The 24,840-nt window shown below is 41.3% G+C and carries 16 protein-coding genes; 14 read left to right on the top strand and 2 right to left on the bottom strand.

Features of this window, described 5'->3' with window-relative positions; genetic code table 11:
* Positions 1 to 91: 91 nt before the first annotated feature.
* The gene (locus tag MLD56_RS22895; protein ID WP_029514534.1) at positions 92 to 1,303 is read left to right on the top strand and encodes a hypothetical protein; all 1,212 of its coding nucleotides are present in this window, start codon (positions 92 to 94) and stop codon (positions 1,301 to 1,303) included.
* 113 nt (positions 1,304 to 1,416) lie between these two features.
* On the opposite strand, the gene MLD56_RS22890 is transcribed toward MLD56_RS22895, so the two are convergent.
* Positions 1,417 to 3,042 (bottom strand): nitrite/sulfite reductase, encoded by a 1,626-nt coding sequence (locus MLD56_RS22890; protein WP_029514533.1) that lies wholly within the window; start codon positions 3,040 to 3,042, stop codon positions 1,417 to 1,419.
* 359 nt (positions 3,043 to 3,401) lie between these two features.
* Here MLD56_RS22890 and MLD56_RS22885 point away from each other — a divergent pair, with 359 nt between their 5' ends.
* From MLD56_RS22885 to galU, 4 genes are all read left to right on the top strand, one after another.
* Entirely contained in the window at positions 3,402 to 4,646 is a 1,245-nt protein-coding gene (locus MLD56_RS22885; RefSeq protein ID WP_029514532.1) for a S1C family serine protease, read from the top strand.
* Between the two features lie 49 nt (positions 4,647 to 4,695).
* Positions 4,696 to 6,609, top strand: a complete 1,914-nt coding sequence (locus MLD56_RS22880) for a stalk domain-containing protein (protein ID WP_029514531.1) — start codon at positions 4,696 to 4,698, stop codon at positions 6,607 to 6,609.
* Between the two features lie 702 nt (positions 6,610 to 7,311).
* Positions 7,312 to 9,822 (top strand): U32 family peptidase, encoded by a 2,511-nt coding sequence (locus MLD56_RS22875; protein WP_029514530.1) that lies wholly within the window; start codon positions 7,312 to 7,314, stop codon positions 9,820 to 9,822.
* Positions 9,823 to 10,017: 195 nt separating this feature from the next.
* The gene (galU, locus tag MLD56_RS22870) at positions 10,018 to 10,899 is read left to right on the top strand and encodes a UTP--glucose-1-phosphate uridylyltransferase GalU (protein WP_029514529.1); all 882 of its coding nucleotides are present in this window, start codon (positions 10,018 to 10,020) and stop codon (positions 10,897 to 10,899) included.
* Between the two features lie 91 nt (positions 10,900 to 10,990).
* Here the strand turns inward: galU and MLD56_RS22865 are convergent, their stop codons facing one another.
* A complete protein-coding gene (locus tag MLD56_RS22865) occupies positions 10,991 to 13,444 on the bottom strand; it encodes an O-antigen ligase family protein (protein ID WP_029514528.1) in 2,454 nt (817 codons plus the stop codon).
* A 117-nt stretch (positions 13,445 to 13,561) separates the two neighbouring features.
* On the opposite strand from MLD56_RS22865, the gene MLD56_RS22860 reads away from it, so the two are divergent.
* From MLD56_RS22860 to MLD56_RS22820, 9 genes are read left to right on the top strand one after another with little or no spacing between them, the layout of a single operon-like run.
* Positions 13,562 to 14,353 (top strand): ABC transporter permease, encoded by a 792-nt coding sequence (locus MLD56_RS22860; RefSeq protein WP_029514527.1) that lies wholly within the window; start codon positions 13,562 to 13,564, stop codon positions 14,351 to 14,353.
* Between the two features lie 25 nt (positions 14,354 to 14,378).
* A complete protein-coding gene (locus MLD56_RS22855; protein WP_080658543.1) occupies positions 14,379 to 15,668 on the top strand; it encodes an ABC transporter ATP-binding protein in 1,290 nt (429 codons plus the stop codon).
* Positions 15,661 to 16,566, top strand: a complete 906-nt coding sequence (locus tag MLD56_RS22850) for a class I SAM-dependent methyltransferase (protein ID WP_029514525.1) — start codon at positions 15,661 to 15,663, stop codon at positions 16,564 to 16,566. Before MLD56_RS22855 ends, MLD56_RS22850 begins: the two co-directional genes overlap by 8 nt.
* A 21-nt stretch (positions 16,567 to 16,587) precedes the next feature.
* Positions 16,588 to 18,117 (top strand): coiled-coil domain-containing protein, encoded by a 1,530-nt coding sequence (locus tag MLD56_RS22845; RefSeq protein WP_029514524.1) that lies wholly within the window; start codon positions 16,588 to 16,590, stop codon positions 18,115 to 18,117.
* A 38-nt stretch (positions 18,118 to 18,155) separates the two neighbouring features.
* Complete coding sequence (locus tag MLD56_RS22840; protein ID WP_161626954.1) at positions 18,156 to 20,384, top strand: glycoside hydrolase family 99-like domain-containing protein; 2,229 nt, start codon at positions 18,156 to 18,158, stop codon at positions 20,382 to 20,384.
* 17 nt (positions 20,385 to 20,401) lie between these two features.
* A complete protein-coding gene (locus MLD56_RS22835; protein WP_029514522.1) occupies positions 20,402 to 21,349 on the top strand; it encodes a glycosyltransferase family 2 protein in 948 nt (315 codons plus the stop codon).
* Between the two features lie 21 nt (positions 21,350 to 21,370).
* Positions 21,371 to 22,114: a sugar phosphate nucleotidyltransferase gene (locus MLD56_RS22830; RefSeq protein WP_029514521.1), complete on the top strand. Its 744-nt coding sequence runs from the start codon at positions 21,371 to 21,373 to the stop codon at positions 22,112 to 22,114.
* Between the two features lie 13 nt (positions 22,115 to 22,127).
* The gene (gene rfbC, locus MLD56_RS22825) at positions 22,128 to 22,667 is read left to right on the top strand and encodes a dTDP-4-dehydrorhamnose 3,5-epimerase (protein WP_029514520.1); all 540 of its coding nucleotides are present in this window, start codon (positions 22,128 to 22,130) and stop codon (positions 22,665 to 22,667) included.
* 43 nt (positions 22,668 to 22,710) lie between these two features.
* On the top strand, positions 22,711 to 24,813 hold the full coding sequence (locus tag MLD56_RS22820; RefSeq protein ID WP_029514519.1) for a DUF3329 domain-containing protein: 2,103 nt from the start codon (positions 22,711 to 22,713) through the stop codon (positions 24,811 to 24,813).
* Positions 24,814 to 24,840 lie beyond the last annotated feature (27 nt).

The following is a 24,840-nucleotide window of genomic DNA, read 5'->3' as shown; positions in this document are numbered from 1 at the left end:
CATTACAAGTTGAAGCGAAACCGTCTCTAGTTTTATCACATCTAAGGTTCATACAACATCTCTGAGGAAGTCATGAAGGGAGCTGGAACGCTTGAAGGTTAAGCAAAGTAGAGTTTTACGTACACGTGTGTATACATGGGCAGCAGGAGCTGCTTTGGCGGCATGCTTGATGGGATATAGTGCTGCACCGTCCTATGCCTCCGAGGTGTCCGAGGCGTTTGTGCCCAAACAAGCCGAAATCGAAACAAGTGCGGCCATTGGCAGTATTAAGGATTTAGGAAACGCTCACAATTACATTCAACCCACAGCAAATGGTGGGTTTTTAACGCTGAACGTCGAGGACGATACAGAAGCAAGTGTAGTACACGTCACATATGGCAAGCTGGACAGTTCTGTGGAGGCTGTATGGAAACATCAGCAGGATCTGAACGTACAGCCTGGAACAAGCAGCAGGGGAGTCCAGCGGGAGACGTCGGATGGTGGCTTGCTGTTTCTGATTGAATATACAAAACCGAACGGAATACGAGAGTTGCAGGCTTCACGATTGGACGAGGATGGAAACACCTTGTGGTCCAAAACATTACCCACAGATGGCTTGATATCTCATGGGGAGGATTCTCAGGTTGGCTTGGAGCCACTGGAGGATGGCGGTTTCCTGGTCTCCTATCTGAACCTTGCGGAACAGTCCTTCACTGTACTCAAATACACTGAAACTGGCGATATACAATGGAATCGAACGACGGCCGGAGTGACCTCGGGTTGGCTGGTCGGCAGTCACAATGGATATTATGCGCTTTTGAACAGCTCAGATGGTCCCGTGGGGGTACAAGCAGATGTATATGGTCGCGATATCCGTGACATCCATCTGGACTTAGGATCAGGTAAAGAAATTGCCGCAGTACGAGAGTTGCCGAGCGGTCATATTGCTGTAACAGGGCTTAAAGGAAACAGCAAGCGTACACAGGTGCTAAGTAATAGTCTGCAATTATTTAGCAATACAGCGGACTACGGGGCTGACCAGGTGTATCTGCCTGAGGAGCAGCTGTATGTCCAGTTCAGTGATCAATATGATCCACTGGGGAAAACGACGAAGATGCATGGCATCACCATTACAGGCTTGAAAGAAAACGGTACGAAGGTGTGGGAAACGAGGACTCATTATAAGGAGGACAATTCCTTCGGCATCCGGTATGATACGGGATTGATATATAAGATACCTTCAGGCTACGCGGTGGTGACATCTACAACAGGCGCTCATAAACCGACAGTGCTTGATTTTGCGAAAATATTGATACCGGAGTAATCCGGTGTCTTTTTTTTGTGAAAGTGAGGGAGACGATATTGCGGGGCTGTATGGCGATAAGAAACAGCCTGCTTGTATATGGGATACAAGCAGGCTGTTAATAGGCTCTATATTTAGGATGCAACGTGGCTGGACTGTAAAATGGCAGACAGCTTTTCCTGGAAAGTCGGAATACCTACACGCTGTACATATGCGTAAAAGCTTTCGCCAGCGCTCCTGTTTTCTTTGTAGAACAGAATGAGCTCCGCCAGCACAGGTCCAACCTGATCCCCACGTACGCGACCTTTGAGCGCCTTGTTAAACTGGGCGCCTGCCCCAAGCGCTCCGCCGACAGCGATGTCGAACGCGTCGACCAAGCCTTCCGGTGTCTTTATGAGCGAGCCTTGCAGACCGATGTCCGCAATATGCTTTTGACCGCAGGAATTTGGGCAACCGATAAAATGAATGCGCACCTTTTCATCCAATTGTACGTGCTGATCCAAATACTCGGCAACGTCAACCGCCCGTTTTTTGGTTTCCACAATCGCCAGATTGCAAAACTCATTTCCTGTGCACGATACCGTACGACTCATAAAATGCTTGGGTCGTGGTGTCAGGCGTTGCAGCACGGGAGCTTCCAGTAGTTCATCCACTTGCTCATCCGGCACGCCGCTCAGCAAAATATTTTGCGACATCGTGGTACGAATCTGACCATCGCCATAGCGGTCAGCCAGTTCGGCCAGTTCATGCAACTCGTCAGCGCTAAGGCGACCGACAGGCACGTTCAGACCGACATAGTTCAGGCCTTTCTGGGCTTGAGGGTGCACACCGTCAAAATAGGCGGCTTGCCAGCCAATCGTTTTGTCTTCACCTCGTCCGGGCATTTCACCGATGTACTCGGTGAGCTTAGCCAGAAATTTGTCTGGGCCCCAATCGGTAACGAGGAATTTCAAGCGGGCATGGTGCCGCTTTTCCCGATAGCCGTAATCACGGAAAATGGTGGTGACAGCAATAGCAACCTTCAGTACTTCCTCAGGACGAACAAACAAATCCAGAGACTGTGCCATATGCGGCTTGGCGGACAAACCTCCACCAACCATCACATGGAAGCCGATCACTTCTTTTCCGTCGAGGATCTTGGTGGCCGGAGTGAAGGACAGGTCGTTAATTTCAGCCTGTGCATTGTTGTACGTATTACCGGAGATAGACATTTTGTACTTACGCGGCAGATTGGAGAAGTCTCGATTTAATAAGAAAAAACGGTTTACTTCATCTACAATCTCTTGGGTATCCACCAATTCATTGGGATCAATACCAGCCAGCGGATTACCGACAATGGTACGCGGGCAGTCTCCACAGGCTTCGAAGGAATACAAGTTGACTTTTTCCAGTCTTTCAAAAATATCGGGCAAGCTTTCGACTGTCAGCCAGTGGAATTGAATCGCCTGGCGAGTGGTGACGTCCACAAGACCGCGTCCGTATAGCGCGGATATGTCTGCCAGTGCATGTGCTTGTGCTGAAGTCATGATCCCTGTGTTGATGCGGACTCGCATCATGAAATGACCATCCTTGGGCTTTTGCTGATATACCCCAGCCCATTTGAAACGATCCATATCGTCCGCAGAGATCGAGTCATAGCCTTCGTTGGCATAGTTTTCAATAATGGTACGGATAACGTCGAGACCGTCCTTTTCCAGCTTGACTAACTCGAATTTGTTAAGCTTATCGGGATGAGCGTTCCAGATTGGTTCGTAGGCCATTCTTTTAACCTCCTGTAGGTGCTTATTTATACTTTAGTATTTTGGATAGAGGACTCATGATTTTATTCTTTATTTCCGACAATAAAACTAAGATATAATGTGATGGTATCATAGTTGGTTATGCCCGTAAATGAAGGAATGACCTAAACGGTATAACGATTATTTATCGTTTTTGCTTATTTTTTTGATATAAGGATTTGGAAAATTTATAATATAAATAGCATGAGAGGACAGGGATGCAGCAAACGGCGCCTTTTAGAAAAAGATAGGGCTTAAAGCGATTGTATACGTGTCCCCTCTATGGTAGATTTGGACTAACTGATAGAACAGGGTCATGTAAGAGAGGGAATGGTGAGTATATGCGTAAGATGGGGAAAAGGGCAGTTGTTCTGGCTTTGGGCAGCGCTCTATGTGTTTCTGGTACGGCAGGTGCAGCCAGCAGTGGGACTGCGTTAAAGGCCAAAGTCATTAATGGTGGGGTCTATGTTAACGTAAGCGATATGAATAAGGCATTAGGAACCAGCGGCGCATATAACAGCGCAAATGGTACATATACGTTATCGGCCGGTCGTGTGCCGCAGGTGGTTAAAAATGTATCTCCTTCTGTGGTCGGTATTATTGGCCGTTCAGCCACGGGAGAGACCGTAGCAGGAGGAGATCGATACAACCTGGCTCACGGCACGGGTGTCATCATTCGTACAGATGGATGGATTGTGACGAATGCGCATGTTATCGAAGGATTAGGTGATGCCGTGGTCGTAACCTCGGACGGAAAATCTTACGGAATCACCGACAGCTATAGCGATCCGATCAGTGATTTGGCATTAGTTAAAATCAAGGCAAGCGGCCTCAAACCCGCTACCTTGGCAGCTTCAACGAACAGTCTACAGGTAGGGGAGCAGGTAGTGGCTATTGGTACGCCTATATCCTTTTCACTTCGCAATTCGGCAACCTCAGGTGTGGTTAGCGGGCTGAACCGTGGTGTCAACGCTGCTTATCGTTTGATCCAAAGTGATACCGCGATCAATCCTGGTAACAGCGGCGGTCCGCTGGTCAATCTCAAGGGTGAGGTCATTGGGATCAATACGATGAAATTCTCGGCGGTCGGCATTGAAAATATGGGCTTTTCGATTCCGGCGGATACGGTGAAATATGTCATCGGCCAATTTTTCAAATACGGAGAGGTTCGGCGCGCTAGTCTTGGTCTAGGGCTGGAAGAAAGCTGGTCAGCTATCGTCGGATTACCTACCGAGGATCCTTTGAAAGTTACGAAAATTACTTCAGCCAATGCCGTTCAGGCCAAAATCAAGGAAGGCGATGAGCTGTATAGTATTAACGGTAAGCGTGTAGCTTCCGCTATTGATGTCAATGAACTGCTTAAAAACTATCAACCAGGTCAAACGGTGAGTGTACTTATGCAGTCTGACGGTGATATTGTGAAGCGCAAGCTGGTACTGACACAGGATAATGGTGAAATCTATGAGTCCATTCAGTCTGGAGAAGATAGTGAAGATTCGAACGGTTCGGAAGCCGCTGAAGATGGTGGTGTAGCGCCTTCTAAGGAAGCATCGGAGCCAGCTCAAGGAGCAACTACTGGAAAGTGAACAATAATGCCTCTTGAATCTATAAAATAAAGCTAAAGGGAGATTTACTGTGAAGCATATTCAAAGAAAAATGATGCGTAAGCTGGGGGTCGGCGCTGTCGCATTGTCCCTTCTGCTTTCCGCTTTGCCAGCAGTTGCAGCAGATCATGATAAAACCATGCTGGAATTACGGTTGCAAAGCGGCAGCAATACAGCCATCGTGAACGGTCATAATGCCAATATTACGAAGCCGTATTCCAAAAGTGGTGCACTGATGGTTCCGGCTGGTGTGTTTAAAAAGGCATTTAACAGCAAAATTCGATTAGCTGAAGATAATGTGGTTAAAATCACTAGCGGAACTCATGTTGTATCGCTAACCATTGGTAGCCGTACAGCGTGGGTGAGAGGTCACAAGGTGACACTTCCAGCTCCACCGGAAATGTCATCAGGTATTCTCATGGTGCCTCTGCGTCAAGTAGCAGAAGGACTTGGCGGTAAGTTGGAGAAGAATGGTGCCGGAATCATTATTCGGATGGAAGCACAAGAAGAGGCAGGCACGGTAGCTGAAGAGACACCGAACATTGATAATGATGAGGGTAAGACACAGATCGGGAACAGTTACTATGACTGGTCTATGAACTATCCAACAGGGCTCGTCATCGGTCAGGGAGGTGGAGATGAGAGTATTTCCACATTTATGGACGAGAACAGTGCGTATTATATGGAAGTGCACACAGCGTCACAGCCGGTTCCACTGAATGCGGACGATCTGCTGCAACAATTGGTGCAGGCAGCCAAGGAAACGGGAGAAACTGTGATCGATCGAAAATCCTTCCCGAAAGCGAAGGTACCTTATGCTCGTGTCATTACGAAGGATGGGGACGGCGTGCTGTGGGAAAATCGTCAGTACTATGACAACGGACGATTGTATGTAGTTTATTTTTCCGATGCTAAAGCAACGAATTATAAAGATCTGGCCCAGTATGCGGGACTTTTAAATTCCTTCAAGACCTCCTTTAATGCGCAGGATAAAAGTATTAAAGACTTGTCTACTGTCGTAGGAGGCACACGCGAGGCCGGGAATCCAGACTACGGTGTGTCACTCAGCATACCCGCAGGCTGGAAAATGGACGATCAACGGATGCAATATGAAAGTAATGATGGATCGAGCTTCCGTGTGAAAGTAACCTCAGCTCCAGCAGATGGAAAATTGGAGAACTGGGGCCAGCAGCTGCAAAAATGGCTGAGCGATTCATTTGTGTCCACGGCTTATGAGGCACAGAAGACGTATCCGCTGGAGGTTGCAGGCGTTCAAGGGTTAGTACAGGAGTACCGCTATAATTTTGGCGATGGATGGGTCAAAGAGTACAATGTGCTGATTCAGCAAAATGGATACCGCTACTTGGCTGAATACGCAGTGCCTGAAAAAGTAAGCAAAGGAAATGATCAGTTCAACGCGCTCATTTCCTCGCTTCAAATCGATTTTCAAACCGTAGCGAGTAACTTTGGACAGTTGGAAGAAGACGACTATTTGACAGACAAAACGAAAACGGTCAAAAAGACGTCAAAAGCCTATGAATATACAGTGAATATCCCACGATATTGGACCGCGATTAGCGATCAATTTGAATTGGGCGATGTAGAGTACCAGTTTACCGGAGGACGCTTTTCCATCAAAATCGACAACGACCAATCATTTGAACTAACGGTATCCCAGCTCAAGGACTTCTACGATAAGCAAGCAAAGAACTACAAAAACCTCAAAGTTGAGGAAGTTAAGGACGTAACATTTGCTGGTGTTCCGGCAGTGTCCTTTACATTCCATCGTATCGAGGAAGGCATTGGCTACACAGGCCACCAATTGGTTTTAGAACGTGACGGAAAAACGTATACCGTGACAACGACATTGAATGATGCGAACAACACGGCTATTCAGTCTAACGCACTGGATTCGACGTTAAATTCGTTTAATTTTGTGAAGTAAGAGGGTGTAGGTAAGAGATTAGCGAGTTATGGTGAGAGCGCTACGCGTGCCATTTGAGCCTACGAGCGCTGACACTTCTACGGATTCAAATGGCCCGCTTCGCTGGCGCCCGCCAAATACCACCAATCTTTTGATGAGTGAGGTAAGCAGGGAAGAGCGAAGGCAGATATTTACGGTACTTAGATCAGCCAATACGAACCCCTTTTCTCGGATTCATTGTCTGGTACGCTGTTAGCGTCAACGAGGATACCGTATTCTAAAAAGGCTGGTGTAGCTTACTAGCGCTCTAAATTGCCTAGTCTTCATCACTATTTGGCTTCCTGCTCGATAGTACTGATTACTTCGTTGTTCCTCTTGTTCTATAGGATTCTTCACCTCCAAAGTACCGTTTGACGGGAATGGGGGTGTTTTTTATGTTTTAGTAAGAGGATTTTTATGAGGAATCGCTTGGAAAGTGTAGAAGCTTGGGACGCAGTCTGGTACACTAGATTAGTTACAAGATAAGAATAACTATGCCGCAAATGTTCGTGATGCGGATTTTTTGAGTTGGATGCCATTTATCCCTCGAGCCAGTGGTTCAGAGTGGGGATGATCGGATAGGATGATAATTCATAGGGCTATAAAATAAGCAGCATCGCTGCTCTGGAAAATAACGTTTAACTCAAGGTTAATCAGTTATTTCTCCATATAGGGAGGACAAAAATGAAATCAGTAGTACGAAGAGAAGATGTTGAGCTTCTGGCACCAGCCGGTGACTGGGATTGTATGCGTGCGGCGGTGGCAAACGGGGCTGATGCGATCTTTTTCGGGGTGGAAAAGTTCAACGCACGGGCACGGGCGAATAATTTCCGCATGGAGGAACTGCCTGAAATTATGGCGTTTTTGCATAGCTATGGGGTTAAAGGTTTTTTAACATTCAATATATTGGTATTTGAAAACGAGTTGGAGGACGCTAAGGAGCTGGTCGATGCCTGTATTGATGCTGGAGTCGATGCTTTAATTGTCCAGGATATGGGCCTGGTGAAAATGATCCGCGACATTTCACCGGATTTTCCGATTCATGGTTCTACCCAAATGACGATTACCTCGCCGGAAGCGGTAGAGTTTACAAAGCCGTACAATATGGAACGGGTCGTGCTTGGACGTGAAAACAACCTGAAACAGATCCAAAAAATAGGCGATCAGGCGAGACTTCCAATGGAGGTATTCGTACATGGAGCATTATGCGTATCTTATTCTGGCCAATGCCTGACTTCAGAAATGTGGGGCGGCCGCTCTGCTAACCGTGGTGAGTGTGCACAGGCATGTCGTTTGCCTTACGATCTGATGGTGGATGGAGAGCAGAAGCCAATGGCAGATGTGACGTATCTGCTGTCACCTAAGGATCTAGCAGCGATTGACCTGATGCCTGAACTGATCGACGCGGGTGTGGTTTCTTTTAAAATTGAAGGGCGACTGAAAACACCTGAATATGTGGCAAATGTGGTCAGCAAGTACCGCAAGGCCATTGATAAGTATTTTGATGGAGATACATCCAAGACGAGCAAAGAAGATATCCGCGAGCTGCAGCAGAGCTTTTCACGCGGCTTTACGCACGGTTTTCTCGAAGGAACCAATAACAAGAAGCTGGTTGACGGGACGTTCCCGAAAAGCCGGGGGGTGTATCTGGGCCGAGTGGAACAAATCCTTCGTGATGGCGTAGTGTGCCGTATTGATGCACCGCTCAAGCGTGGCGATGGTATTGTATTCGATGCGGGAGATCCCACGCAAAAAGAAGAAGGCGGACGCGTATACGATATCCGTCGCAAGGGCGTGAAGATTGAAGGCGAAGCCGGAGAAGGCTGGATCATTGACATTGTAGCGGGACGCAACGATGTCGATCTGCGCCGTGTACACGTGGGCGATCGCATTTGGAAGACCAACGACCCGGCGCTGGACAAGCGTCTGCGCCAGTCGTACGACACGGACAAGCCGTACCGGGTCTTCCCAGTACATGTGCGGGTCAGCGGCTCCCCAGGACAACCGCTGTCGACATGGTGGACCGACGTGCAGAAAGGCACAACGGTCCGCGTGGACTCCGAGCTGGAACTTGAAATTGCCCAGAAGCGTCCGATGACGCACGAGCTGCTCGAAGAGCAGTTCGGCCGACTGGGCGGAACGGTGTTCCAGCTGGAAGAGCTGGACGTCCATCTGCATGGGGACGTCATCGTGCCGATGCGCGAGCTGAACGGTATCCGCCGTCAGGCGGTGGAACTGCTCGCGGGCGAGCGCCCCAAACCGCCCGTGTACACGAAGCGGGCGGTCGAGGTGTATGACGATGCATCGACTCCGGCATCGTCTGTGGCACGCGGTCAGGCAGAGCTGACCGCGTTGTGCCGCAGCCTCCCTCAGGTGGAGGCTGCGCTCGAGGCCGGCGTGGAGTTCATCTACGCCGACTTCGAGTTCATCAAGCAATTCCCGGCAGCCGTAGAGGCAGTGCACGCTGCAGGCCGCCGAATTGCGCTGGCGACCCCGCGTATTCACATGCCGGGTGAAAATGGCTATCACAACAACATCCTGCGCCTAAAGCCGGATGCTGTGCTGGTACGCAATCCAGGGGCACTGTATTTCTACTTGCGACATCGGTTGGAGAACCCGGACGCACATCACCCGCAATTGATTGGTGACTTCTCGCTGAACATAGCCAATCATAAAGCGGCTGATCTGTTCTTGGATTCTGGCTGCGACCTGGTTACGCCGTCGTACGATCTGAACATCCAGCAAATGGTCGATATGCTCAGACGTACGCGTACCGATAAGCTGGAGATCGTGATCCAGCAGCATATGCCAATGTTCCATACTGAACATTGCGTATACTGTACCTTTATGAGTGAAGGCACCGACTACACCAACTGTGGTCGCCCTTGCGAGGATCATCGCGCATCCCTGCGTGATCGTATTGGGATGTCACATCCGGTCCGTGTGGACGAAGGCTGCCGCAACACGGTATACAACGCGATTGAGCAATCCGGCGCGGAATACCTGTCCAACTTCCTGGAGCTGGGCGTGTCCCGTTACCGCGTGGAATTTTTGGAGGAGACACCGGAGCAAGTGCATGAGGTTATTGATCTCTATAACCGTGCCCTGCGCGGAGAAATCAGCGGAACACAAGTATGGAAGACGCTGAAGGCGACGAATCAGTTGGGTGTTACACGTGGTCAGCTGGTGAAATAAATAACTGTATATTTGTTCGGGAGCCAGAAAGATTCCGGCAGCATAATATATTTATATAGAAAGCTAGTGATTGGAAGACATGTTCTCTTTAAGGGAAGATGTCTTCTTCTTTAATCTATTACAATAATTGACCTTCCTGTTATAATCATAGATAGTATATCTTACCGTTATATTGACGACAAAGGAGTTTAACCTATGAAAATCCGTAAAGCGATTATTCCTGCTGCGGGATTAGGAACCCGGTTCCTTCCTGCTACGAAAGCGATGCCTAAAGAGATGCTTCCCATTGTAGACAAACCAACAATTCAATATATTATTGAAGAAGCTGTTGCATCTGGTATAGAGGATATCATTATCGTTACTGGTAAAGGCAAAAGGGCGATTGAGGATCATTTTGACTACTCCTTTGAGCTGGAGCATAATTTGACTGCGAAGGAAAAATGGAACCTGCTCAATGAAGTGCGTAAGCCATCTGAGATGGCAGATATCCACTATATTCGTCAAAAGGAACCTAAAGGGTTGGGGCATGCCATCTGGTGTGCACGTAAGTTTATAGGTGACGAACCTTTTGCCGTCCTTTTAGGGGATGACATCGTTGAGTCTGAGAATCCGTGCCTCAAACAGATGATTGACGTGTTCGATGAATATCAGCGTTCTGTTGTAGGTGTAAAACAAGTGAATTGGAACGAGGTACATCGTTACGGGATTGTTGAAGGTCATACACTTACTTCCAAAATCTCTGAGGCGGAACGATTAGTGGAAAAGCCAAAGAAGGAAGAAACCAACTCCAACTTGGCGATCATGGGACGTTATATCTTGACGCCTGACATTTTTGATATCCTGGGTCAGCAATCCGCAGGAGTAGGCGGGGAAATTCAACTGACGGACGCATTGTCCAAACTGGGAGAAAAGAGCCCCATTCTGGCCTACGAATTTGATGGCAATCGCCATGACGTTGGCGAGAAATTGGGATTCATTGAAACGACCATTCATTATGCTCTACAGCATAACGAGATTAAGGATGAAGTACTGGCTTATATGAGACAGGTTATTAAAGAGATTGACCAACAAAAATAAACATCTCACTAAACCTAACTATGCTTCCTCAATATAAAAAAAGAGACTATCAGTATGATGGAACATCATCTGCTAGTCTCTTTTTTCTTAACTATTTCTCCGATTTCAACTGTTCAATCTGCTCCTTCTCCTTCGGATCAGCCTGAATCAGCTTATCGTACAAAGCTTTATCATCTTGTCCCTGCCGTTGCAGAGCGACGATATAATAGCGAGCGACCTCACGATTTGTAGCATCACTCAGATCGTCCTTTAGGCCGTTTTTGAGGATGCTTGCAGCCTCAGCAGGCTTACCTGACATGAACTCAATTTTACCAGTGCTGAGCGCAATGCTTGGGGTTACTTCAAAAGTACGTGTCAATTGAATTTCAGGTGGAATCGTCTTAAGATGAGCTACCCCATCCAGAACCTGCTGATAAGCAGCAAGACCTGCTTGGAAATACTTCTGTTCCGTAGCTGTGTCCTTAGCCAATCGAGCTTTATTGCCAAATTCAAACGCTTGGTTAATCAGCAAATTGTACCAATCCAGATCCCAGATGAAGTTAGCACGGTTATTTTCCAAAATGGCAAATGCCTTGTCATTGTTTCCTTTAGCTTGCTCAAGTCGCATTTTAATAAACAGCATATTTCTATTATACGGCTCTGCCTGCAGCCCCAGATCAACAATGGTCATGCCACCTGTATAGAACTCTTCGCGTTTGGTTTGCTTATAGACCTGATAGTACATACTAGACAAACCAACAATTGAATCAATATGAGTTGGGCGTAGATTCAAGTCCTTATTATAAGCAGCTTGTCGTTGTTCGAACGAATTGCTGCTTTCCAGGGCTTTTGCTTCCCGGGCAGCATTGCTGGCTTGTACAAAGCGCAGCCCTACAAATAAAAGCACAATACTGAGAACACCAATGACGATACTATAAATCGGACGGAAACCTTCAGGCTTCATCGCCAAGCGTTTTACAGGTTGTGCATCCATTGCTGCAGCCATACCCCCGAGTCCAATAAACACGAGTATACCCATGAACACATAACTCATATTAAAGTCCAATAGACTATGGAGCAAAATGGACATTGCCAAGATCAGGTAAAGGAAGTGGCTATCCCGATTTTCCCCATCGCTCTTAATGTAACCTTTAGTGTATTTATAGAAAATATAAAGGATAAACGCCATAAAAATAATGAATCCAATAATACCAGTCTCTACCATATATTGCATAAAAAAGTTATGTGCCTGTGCGCTTGTGTAGCCATAGTCTTGATATTTTCCATACAGCGTAGCCCAACCGCCGCCACCTGCGCCAATCAACGGATAATCAGCAATTAGCTTGGAAGCATCGCGATAAAAGGTTATACGTTCCAGCACACTATGCTGTCGGAAGTTGATATTTTCCAGACGTGTCTCCACATTGGCTGGTAGAAAACTTCGTAGTCCTGTACCAATGAGCAGGAACGCAATTACACCAATCACGACCACAGAGCCAACAGGCAGCCACAGATTAGAGAGTTTACGTGAAGCTAGACCTTGCATTCCTTTTTCCAAACGAGATCCCAGAGAGGTTTGTATAAGCCATAAAATAACTGCAGTCACCAAGGAAGTCCCAAGAAGCAGTCCCCAGCCCTTAGTAGCTAAAGCACCGTTGTAGGTCTGATTCAACTGTAATCCCCAATTTGTAATAGGGCTCAAAATAGCAAGTGAAACGACACCCGCAATTGCGCAATGCAAAAGCCATAATATTTGCCGCGCTGGCTTAAAGAACAGAAGTAAAAGAACAAATACGACTGGCAACATAATGAGACCACCACGTGAAAGTGTCAGGAACAGTGATACCAATATAGGCACCAGCATAAAGGCGTGAGTCGCTTTACCATACCACGTCTTCGACTTCATCAGACAAAAGATAGCTGCGAACAAAAACGCCATTAAAAATGCCGCATATGTATTCGCGTACTGGAAGACGGATGTGAGACGTGGACCGTTAGAATCTACCTTTATGGCATCAACGTAGCGATTACCGCTTACCATTGATGAGAACCAATCCACGAGTCGCCCGGCCAATACCCACTGTCCAAACCAGTTGATGAGGCCAAAGCCTATAATAATATAAGCTACGGTCATAATCGCGGTTTGGATGATCTGGTTGCTCAACCGATCTCGCAAGGCGTACAATGTAATGATGAAGAACGAGGCATAGATGCACTGCACCACTACCATGTTCATCGCGAGATAATGAGAAGCAGCAGAAATCAATGAGAGCACGAACGTCAGCGGAAGTAAGATAACAAGCACCGCCAACCAGTCTCTTTGATCTTCTAATTTGAATTTCTTATAATAGGTTGCGATTCCCAAAATCAATAGAATCATGCTGATGATCAAAGCCCCATACAGAGGCTTCTCAAATTCGAGCATTTGCCCATTAAAAAGTGCAGCCTGAAAGGGGGCCCAAACTAAAAACAGAATAATCCCAACAATTAACACCCATAATATAGCCGGCCTTTTATCGTCACGGGTCGACGTTTTGGCCTGTTTCCCGTATACTGGATTCGACAAGGTTTACAATCTCCTTTTCTTGTAGATACGTCAATATTTTAGCATAGAATGTTGTTTAGTTGAAATTTATAAAACAAATATCAATGATATAGTTATTAGTTAGGGGATGCTTGAGCAGTGAGCTATTTGAAAGAGTACATTTCTAAAAGAAGACTGATTATAGATCTATCAAAAAATGATTTTAACAAAAGATTTAAGGGGTCCTACTTTGGAGCTATTTGGGCATTTGTAAATCCAGTTATAACAATTTTGCTGTATTGGTTTGTTTTTGCAATTGGATTTAGAAGCGGTAGTACACCGGAGGGATACCCCTTTGTATTATGGCTGATCTGTGGAATGGTGCCGTGGTTCTTTTTTTCAGAAGCCTTTATGAATGCAACATTGAGTTTTTCCGAGTATAGCTTTTTAGTCAAGAAAGTAGTATTTAAAATTAGTATACTCCCAATTATAAAAATCTTTTCGGCTCTATTTATACATTTATTTTTTATTGTATTTTTTATAGCTATTTTATTTATTTACGGAGTTATGCCAACTTTATCATGGTTGCAATTAATATATTACGTTGTCTGTACAATTGTTTTACTATTAGGTGTAACCTTTATAACCGCGTCAATACTGCCGTTTTTTAAAGATATTGCACAAATCGTTTCTGTGATAATACAAATTGGTTTTTGGCTAACTCCTATTGTGTGGAGCTTGGATATTGCTCCAGCCAACTATCAATTCCTGTTTAAGTTAAATCCTTTCTACTATATTGCTGAAGGATTTAGAGACACCTTTTTGTATAACAATTGGTTCTGGGAAAAACCCTTTCAAACTCTTTATTTTTGGATTGTTTGCGTAATTTTCCTTTCAGTAGGCTTAGTCATATTTAAGAAATTAAAACCTCATTTTGCAGATGTTTTATAAAATGATTTGTGTAGGAGATACTATGATGACCCCAATAATAGATGTAAAAGAACTGACGAAAATATACAAGTTATACTCTAATCCCTCAGATCGGTTAAAAGAGTCGCTTCATCCAATGAAAAAAAGTTATCATAAAGAATTTTTTGCTTTGAATAACCTTTCATTTCAAATTAATAAAGGTGAATCAGTAGGGATTATCGGTAAAAATGGATCAGGGAAATCCACTTTGCTGAAAATTGTAACAGGTGTGTTATCGCCTACTACTGGAGACGTCCAGGTTCGTGGGAAAATATCTGCTTTGTTAGAGCTAGGTGCAGGATTCAATCCGGATTTTTCAGGGATCGAAAATGTGTATTTGAATGGTACTATGATGGGATTCAGTAAAGAAGAAATGGATGCTAAAATGGATGATATTATTCAGTTTGCGGATATCGGTGATTTTATTTACCAGCCTGTCAGAACCTATTCTAGTGGAATGTTTGTTAGGTTAGCCTTTGCGGTTGCGATTAATGTTGAACCGGAAATCCTTATTGTGGATGAGGCATTGTCTGTGGGGGATATTTTTTTTCAAGCAAAGTGTTTTAAAAAATTTTCAGAGTTTAAAGAGCAAGGTAAAACAATTCTCTTTGTTACTCATGATATGAGCAGCATTATGAAATACTGTGAACGTGTAATTGTAATGAACGAAGGCGAAATTGTTGAAGAAGGTCTACCTGGCCCTATGATTGATATATATAAGAAAATATTAGTTGGTATGTATGATACCAATAATAGTAGTGAATCTTCATTATCTAAACATAGTGGGGATAATAACGAAATATGGAAAGATAAACTTAACATTAATCCAGGTTATTCGGAATATGGTGACAAACGAGCTGAAATTTTAGATTTCGCCATTTTTGATCACAATAATGATTTAACGAATGTAGTTTTGAAAGGAAAGTTTTTTAAAATTAAAATGAGAATTCGCTTCAATAACGACATAAGAGATCCTATTTTTGCCTTTAGCATCAAGGATGCGAGAGGAACGGAAATAACAGGCACGAATACAATGTTAGAATCTGTAAACATTGACAAGGTAGTACCTGAGAAAATTATCGAAATTAGTTTCACCCAAAACAATGATCTTCAAGGTGGAGACTACTTAATTTCATTAGGTTGCACGTGCTATGAAGGGAATGACTTTGTTGTTTTTCATAGATTGTACGATATTATGAATCTTCACGTTATATCTAATAAGAATAGTGTGGGCTTCTTTGATATGAACTCAACGATCCTCATTTCAGATTTCGAAAGGAAGGGGCAAGATGATTGAGTATATTGGAAGTGTGAAAATGAACTATAGTTATTATAATGGCGAAGATAGCTATTCGGATGGAAAAATAGAAGATGAACTATTGGACATGTTGTATAATGGCCGCGATTTAGGTCAAGTTCTTCGAGAAGATAACCGATGGCCGATTTTGTATCATTTTTCTCCTACTCGTCACAATCTATTAGAGTGGTATCAATTTAGACCGGAAAGTGAAATTTTAGAAATAGGTGCAGGTTGTGGAGCTTTAACAGGTCTGCTATGTGACAATTCAAAGAGTGTTACATGCATAGAATTATCAAAGAAACGTGCGTTGATTAACGCGAATCGTCACACAGACAAGAGTAATCTCGAAATTGTGATAGGGAATTTAAATGATATTAAACTCGATAAAAAATTTGATTATATTACTTTAATAGGTGTTTTGGAGTACGCAGCTTTATATACGGAAACTAACTCACCCTACGTTACGTTTTTGAAGAATATTAAAAAATTCCTTAAAAGGGATGGTGTTCTTATTATAGCCATCGAAAATAAATTAGGTCTTAAATATTGGGCAGGAAGTCGTGAAGATCATACAGGTGATTTTTTTGACAGTCTTCAAAATTATCCTTCAAACAGGGGGATGGCCACTTTCTCAAAGTTGGAAATAGAAAAATTGATTTATAATTCGGGATTTGGTGAAATGAAATTTTATTATCCGTTTCCTGATTATAAGATGCCTACACAACTCTATTCAGATAAGCGACTGCCTTGTGTGGGTGAATTAAGGAGCAGAAATACTAATTACGACCAAAATAGAGTGGTGCTGTTTGATGAGGAATCGGTCACGGACAACATCATCAATAACCAGCTATTTTCTACTTTTTCAAACTCATTTCTCGTTTTTTGTTCAAGTTAAATGAGGAGAGGAGGTTAAGATATGGAAACTATTTATTCAAAATATAGTCGCGAACGTGCTCCTGAATATCAAATAAAAACAAGTATACATCAAGATGAATTTATGTATGTTTCCAAAACTGCATTAACAGATCGAGCAGTGGATCATATTAAGCGGATTTATTCAAACTATGAGTTACTTAAAGGTGTATACCAGCCTAGTAAACTTGTCAAACCGATTTCTTATGAGAAGGGGTCAGTGCTATTTGAGTACTTAGAAGGTAAAAGCCTGGACCAACTGATTCTTGAAGCAGTGATAAATAAGCAAAGAGATCTAGTATATGAAATACTGGGTTTGTTTACTGATTTCTTGGAGACCGTTGCAGAAGGTCATTATTGTGAATTTAGTAATACACCCGAGTTTATCAGTGTGTTTGGAGAAAAAAGTAAACTATTAGGTTTGAATAGTTTTACCATTGCTAACATTGATCTTAATCTGGATAACATACTTTTGGGTGATGATAACCAGCTTAGTATCATTGATTACGAGTGGGTATATCTGTTTCCGATTCCTCTAAATTTCATTAAGTTTAGAGCGATTAATAGTTTCTATTATTCACATTATGCGAGCTTGCAGAGCTTTATTCCCATTGAGGATATGTTTTCCTATGTCGGGGTCTCACAGGGGGAGATTCCAGATTACATTGATATGGCTAATAAATTCGCAGATAGGGTCGGAACTGAAAAAGAACTGCTATTTTTGCAAAAGTATTTAAAAAAGGCAGTCCAATTCAAGTTTATCGAACCAGCAGAATATACAGCTCAAATTTTTATAAGTGCAAATCAAGAACTTACTGAAGATAAAAGCATGTATTTTGAGATAGCAGAACCCGATCAGACGATTGCTTGTGATTTAACCCAGAAGGGTCAGATTAGTTGTGTCCGATTTGATCCAATGGAAGGCAGAGGAATTGTACGTATTGGGGAAGCGAGATTAATAGATCTTGAAGATAACATAGTACAAATTAGAGAATTCTCTTCAAATGCTGATTGGGCAGGTGGCGGATACTATGTTTTTCTTGATGATGACCCGCAAATATATTACCAGGTAGAAAAAAAGGAATATAAAAGGATAGAGCTTTCAATTGTCTATATTGAGGAATTCCCAGAAGGTTTAATGAAGGAAGTTCAAAAGAAAAATAACTTACTTCAGAATGAGATTTTAATAAATCAGAGCAATTTGTCCGCTCAAGAAGAAAAAATCAGTGAGTTGGTAGTTGAGAAAAATGAGCTTCTAGACACTTTAGAAGAAATGGGTCTGAACTTAAGTATTGTAAAAGAAAATCTTAGTGACAAACTAGAAAAAATTAATGTTTTAAATCATAAATTGGATTCGTCAAATCAGGAAATAAGCTCATTGCATCAAGAAATTCATGGATTACAACGGCAAATGCAAGAACTAACATGTTTGTTGACAAGCAGAGAGCAAACTATAAATGATATGACAAGCACAAGATGGTGGAAAATTCGTCTTTTTTACAAAAGAATCTTTCGGAAAAGCGTGGATAAATAATAAATTTTATATTTTAAGGAATGATTTAATTGAGAGAAATGGAAGTCGTTAATTTATTAGATATCAATAAAAGTGGGGATAAATGGGAAAGTTTTGGTAATGACCCTCAGATTTATTTGAAGGGTTCGTTTAAAAAAGGTTGGTATAAGATTAATTGTGAAGGTTCTTCGGAATCATTGAGGTTTCTTAAGCTGTATATTGACTATGGGGCCGGTTTTAGTGAAGATAATTCTTGCATCATCGGAAAGCTAGATCGTCAGAATTCGAATGGCAGGCCTTTTGAGTTTAAGCAAGATGTAGTGTCTCTGAGACTGGATCCTGGTGACTCTCCCGGCGTATTTTACATACAACGGATTGTTATAGAGAAGGTTGGAGTGCTTTCGATCTTAAATCAGGCTTTTCACAGCTACAAAGAATTAAATTCGGGAAATAACTCCAATTTGTTTGTTAAAATGTTTAAAAAATGGAGGCAAAACGGATTTAAGTGGATGTGGAATAGAGCTATCACATTGATGGCAAATAGGAATGATAATCAGGTTGGGAGATTTGAACCATACACGTATAAGGAAGGCACCCAAATTACCAACGTTCAATACCCTGTCAGACATTTGTTCTCTATCATTATTCCCGTGTACAAATTAAATCAGGCCTATCTGGAGTTTTGTTTAAGTTCTTTAACTAGCCAAACGTATTCCAATTTTGAAGTAATTATAATTTCAAGGGAAGAGATTGTTGAAAATCAATTTACGAGTGGCTTTGATTTGAGCAAGGTTCAGTTTATTCATACTGCTAATAGTATGTTTTTAGATATGGTGAGAGAGGCTAGTAAGATTGCACAAGGGGATTATATTACGGTATTGGAACAAGAGGATTTTCTATCTATTAATACATTACACCATTTGGCTTTAAATTCTATAGATAGTGAAGACTTGATTTTTACAAATGAAGACAGATTCCTTGATAACGGGGATCATTTTGCTCCTTTCTATAAAGAGGAACATTTAACTTCCGTAAAGTTAAATTATAAGGTAGCTGGATCATTTATTGTGGTTCAGTCCACACTTTTTAAAGAAAAGGTTTTGCTTGATGTTAAGGACTACGATTCTTTTATGGAAGAACTGGTTGCAAGCGCAATGAAAGTAAAACATATTTCTGAGTTTAGTTATCACAGAAGATCTACAGCATCCGCTTGGCCGGAAAATCAAAACAAAACAACAAATATTGTTTCTTTTTATTTACCACAGTTTCATGCAATTCCAGAGAATGATGAGTGGTGGGGAGAAGGGTTTACAGAGTGGAGAAATGTTCGTAAGGCGACACCTTTATTCAAGGAACATTATCAACCGCATGTTCCTTCAGATTTAGGATATTACAATTTGGTTGAGGATAGTGACATTCAGAAACGTCAAATAGAACTTGCTAAAAAATATGATATCTTTGGTTTTTGTTACTATTATTATTGGTTCGATGGCAAGAGGCTTTTAGAGAAGCCGATGAATGCTTTATTAGAAAATAAAGATTTGGATTTTCCTTTTTGTATTTGTTGGGCTAACGAGAGTTGGACAAGGCGATGGGATGGGCAAGAGAAAGAAATGCTTATGAAGCAAGTGCACGATGAAGACTCAGATAACAGATTTATTGAAGAAGTTATTCCTGTTTTAAAGGACAAAAGATATATCCGTATTGATGGTAAGGACCCCATATTGTTGATTTACAGAGCTGAATTGTTTCCTAATCTGAAAGCAACAGTCCATACATGGAAAGAAAAGTGTAAAGAAGAAGGCATTCCAAATCTTCATGTATGCATGGTACAGTCCTTTGGTCAAGTAGATCCAACGATCTACGGTTGTGATTCTGCAGTCGAGTTCCCGCCGCATGGTGTTTATGCCAACGAAATTTCTAAAACTATGAATGAGCTGGTTTCTGACTTCTCAGGAAACATTTACGATTATCGAGAAGTGGTAGATCGTTCGCTTCAGAAAAAGAAGGCTGGGGATTTCACATGGTTTAGAGGTACTATGCTGAGCTGGGATAATACAGCAAGAAGAAAAAGTGCAGCTAATGTCTTTCACTATGCGAATCCTGTAGAGTATGAAAAATGGTTGGTAGGCCTGGTTGATTATACTCGGAGGTTTAGTCAAGATTCAGAACAAATGATTTTTGTTAACGCATGGAATGAATGGGCTGAAGGTACACATTTAGAGCCAGATCAAAAGTATGGGCATCAATATCTAGAGGTAACTAAGAGAGCATCCCGGATTCGATAATATTTGAGGAGAAAAATATGAATAATCAAGATACGCCTTTAGTTAGTGTTATTGTGCCGTCTTATAATTATGAAAAATATATTGAGGCTGCCTTAAAATCCATTTATGAGCAAACATACGATCTACTTGAATTGGTGGTGATTGATGACAACTCGAAAGATAACAGTTGTCATATCATAAATGAACTGATTTCTAGTGAAGCTTTTTTGGAAAGATTTAATAATCGCATAACATTCATTTCGCACGATCAAAATCAGGGTGCTCACAATTCAATTAATGAAGGTATAAGGGTCTCACAAGGAGAATATGTAACAATACTAAATGCAGATGACTTGTTTGAGTCAAATCGGATAACACAATTAATTAAACATTTATTCGGTTCTGATTCAGAGTTCGTTTTCTCGAGGATTAAAGTAATTGATGGAGAAGGAAATGATATTAGCACTGTATCCGACCAGGCTATAAGCTTCATTAATACTCAAAATTCGATAAAAAACTTTCCCAGTGTAGGGTGGTCTTTGATACCTCACAACACTGCTATTTCAACAGGAAATATATTATTCAGCAGAGACATTTTCGATAAGCTGAATGGATTCCGAAATTTGAAATATTGTCATGATTGGGACTTTGCTCTAAGGTGTTTGCTTTTATCAGAGCCCTTATTTGTTGAGACTACGTATTATTACTACCGCTTGCACGGCAATAATACTTTTTTGACATTAAATGACGTCGTAGACAAAGAAGTGAAGACAGTGCTTGGCTCCTATTTTAAATCGTGCAGAAAAAATAATGTTCTTAATAAATTGGCTCCTTCTCCTCAAAATTGGCCTGTACAATTCTTTGAGATACTTAAGAATTCGTCTATAATAAACTTTTGGTATTATTCTAGAACTATTGCAAACTCTTTTTTGCAATTTAAACAGAATCGGATGGATTACAAAGACATTAAAAAGAACATCAAATAACACTAAACCTAGGAGGCTATTATGAAAGGAATAATATTAGCAGGGGGAACTGGAACACGGTTATACCCATTAACAAAGGTTACAAATAAGCATCTTCTTCCGGTAGGAAAATATCCAATGATCTTTCATGCAGTATATAAGCTGAAACAAGCTGATATTCAGGACATCCTTATTGTCACAGGTAAAGAGCATATGGGCGATGTAGTGAACCTTTTAGGAAGTGGAAAGGAAATGGGAGTTACTTTTACCTATAAAGTGCAGGACGAAGCAGGCGGGATCGCCCAGGCATTGGATCTAGCAGAGCAATTTGTGGGAGACGATCAAATGCTTGTTATTCTAGGTGATAATGTATTCGAAGATGACATATCTCCATATGTTCAAAACTTCCGTAATCAAGTGTCAGGTGCTAAATTGCTTCTACAGCAGGTAGAAGATCCAAAACGCTTCGGTGTTGCAGAATTACAGGGAGATCGAATTGTTTCAATTGAGGAGAAGCCTCAAAAACCCAAAAGTGATTATGCGGTAACAGGTATTTATATGTTTGATCACAGCGTTTTTGAGATTGTTAAAACTCTCAAACCGTCAGCACGTGGTGAATTGGAAATCACGGATGTAAACAATGCATACATTGCAAAAGGTGAGCTAACATTCGACATTCTTCAAGGTTGGTGGACCGATGCAGGTACACATGTCTCCCTTGCTAAAGCCAATGAACTTGCCAAAGAAATAATATTCAGCGACGAGTTTGGGAGATTAAAATTATAAGGGGGTTAATTATATGAAAGTACATGAGTTAAAACTGAAGGGTGCTCTGCTTATTGAACCGGTGGTTCATGGGGATCACCGAGGTTTTTTTATGGAAAGTTACAATCAAAATGTGATGAACAGCTTAGGAATTAATTATGAATTCACTCAAGATAATCATTCATTATCTGCTGAACCAGGCGTCCTTCGTGGTTTGCACTATCAACTATCCCCCAAAGCTCAGACTAAATTAGTTCGTGTTGTTGCTGGTGCTATTTATGATGTCATTGTAGATATTCGACGTGATTCGAAAACATTTGGGCAATGGGTAGGAGTAATTCTCAGCCAATATAATAAGAAGCAATTATTGGTCCCAAAAGGATTTGCTCATGGTTTTTGCACATTAACACCAAACACGGAAGTCTTGTATAAAGTTGATGAATATTACTCTTCAGCACATGACCGAGGTATTTTGTGGAATGATCCTGCGCTCGGAATTGATTGGCCCGTATCTAAGCCTATACTATCTCAGAAAGATGAATGCCATCCTTTATTGGGAGCTGCTGAGATTTAAATTTCTTTGCTTCAAAATCGGAATATAGAGGATGAATTTATTTATGAAGTTGGAAATAAAAGTGGATGATAAGTATTTAAATATATACCGTTTAATTATCATCACTTTGGCCGTGAGCATGTATTTATACATGCTCAGAATTAATTATTTTGTGCCGTACTGGAATGATGAGTTTGCCTACAGCTTTATTATGGGCACAAATCAAAAGATTGAAAGTTTAACTGATATTTTTCAATCTCAAAATTATTTGTACCATAATTGGACCGGAAGAGTAATAGTACACTTTTTTGTACAATTATTTCTATGGTTAGGCAAAGATGTATTCAATATTGTAAATGCATTTTTTTATGTATTGTTGTTGTTTTTAATCTGCTCCTTCTCAAAAATAAGAAAATTTAACACTAGGGAAGATTTAGGTATTTTCTTACTCGTTTCTTTGATGTGCTGGTTTATGCTTCCTGTTTTGGGTCAAACAGCTTTTTGGTTAGCGGGTTCCGTGAACTATCTCTGGGCTACTGTTTTTATTTTAATATTTTTATTCCCATATAGATTTCTTATTGATAACAAATATGTACTAAAAAATAATTTAATAACAATACTGACAATGTTTTTTTTGGGTATTTTAGCAGGTTGGAGTCAAGAAAATACTGCTGTAATAGCAGTAGCATTTGTAGGTATTTCTTTTTTTATTGCTCTAAAGAAGAAAATTGAACTACCTTTATGGTTTTTTAGTGGAATTATTGGCTGCCTTATAGGGTTTGTTTATTTGGTACTGGCTCCTGGAAACAAAGTCAGAAAAGAAACTATGTACTTTAACGTTGGTTTTAAAGATCAGATAATTAACTTTTTACAAACTATGAAAGGAATATTGTTGCAAGACCAGAGATATTTATTCCTAATACTTTTTGTGGCGATATTATTTTATGTTTACAAAAACTATAAAAGCTCTAAAAGGGTTCTCTGGATTGCTTTACTAATTATGTTCACAGGCTTCCTTTCTTATGTAGCAATGGTGGCTTCTCCCGAATTTCCTCTTCGTGCAGCTTTTGGTGGGGCTGTAATGATTATTATTTCAATAACTATGATAGTAAAACCGAACAAGAAGCTACTTGTTGTTGTGTTGGTTGCATCCATTATTCCTTTATACATTACAATGCATAATGTGTATACTCAATATAAATTAATTGCAGAGGAAAGTGCTCAAAGACTTCAAATCGTGAATAAGAATCTAGAACAGGGGGAAAGGGTTGTAAAACTTCCAAAGTTAACAGCCAAAGAGAATAGCTATGTTTTTATTTATGATATTTCTTTAAATCCGAGTTATACTTCCAATGATCATTTTGCAAAATATTATAATTTAGCATCTGTTAGCATTGACAAGCCAACGATGATAGTTGAGTTGGAGAAAGCAAAAGTTAATATGTATCAGCTATACTATGATATTGGTGATGGTATCAATGAAAAGGATTCATCAAAAGCATATATTTATAATCAAGCTGATGGGAATAGACTGTTCTTTGAACTGCCCAATAAGCCAATTTATAGTTTCAGATTAGATCCCGGTATTTTAACAAATCAGAATGTACAAATAAAGAGTATCGAATTCGATAATAATAATGTTCATCTGAAATATGATGCAAAAAAGTTGGAAAGTCTATTTTATCCACTTCATGATATTTCCAAGATAAAAGCAGAGAGTGGTATATTAAACATATACACTAATGGGTATGATCCGCAGTTGAAATTCATAAATGATTATACAGAAGATGTTGATATTCAGGTTGAGTTTAAGTATCCTCAAACTGATATTTTTCAACTGTTTTATGACAGGGGTAATGGCTTTAACGAAAAGGATTCCATCAGTCAGCAACTAGATCATAACAAAGTATTTAAAACTAGTATTCCATTAAATCATATTCAAAAGTTCAGATTTGACATAGGAACTACCCCTCATAAGTTAGTACCTATTAAATCAATTATTATTACAGAGAAAAATAAAAAAGCCTTGGTTCTTAAGGGGAGTGCGCTACGTAACAAAATCAAAGAAACTGCACAAGTTGAGTTAAAGGGTTTTGATGGTGATTCCACTAACTTATACACTGAAGGGGACGATCCGTATATTCAAGTTGGGGATTTAGATCACTAGAAGTAAGTAGGCTTGAATTAAGAGGGG

Source organism: Paenibacillus peoriae (assembly GCF_022531965.1).
GTDB lineage: Bacteria > Bacillota > Bacilli > Paenibacillales > Paenibacillaceae > Paenibacillus > Paenibacillus polymyxa_D.
This window is presented reverse-complemented; position numbering and strand designations above follow the sequence as displayed.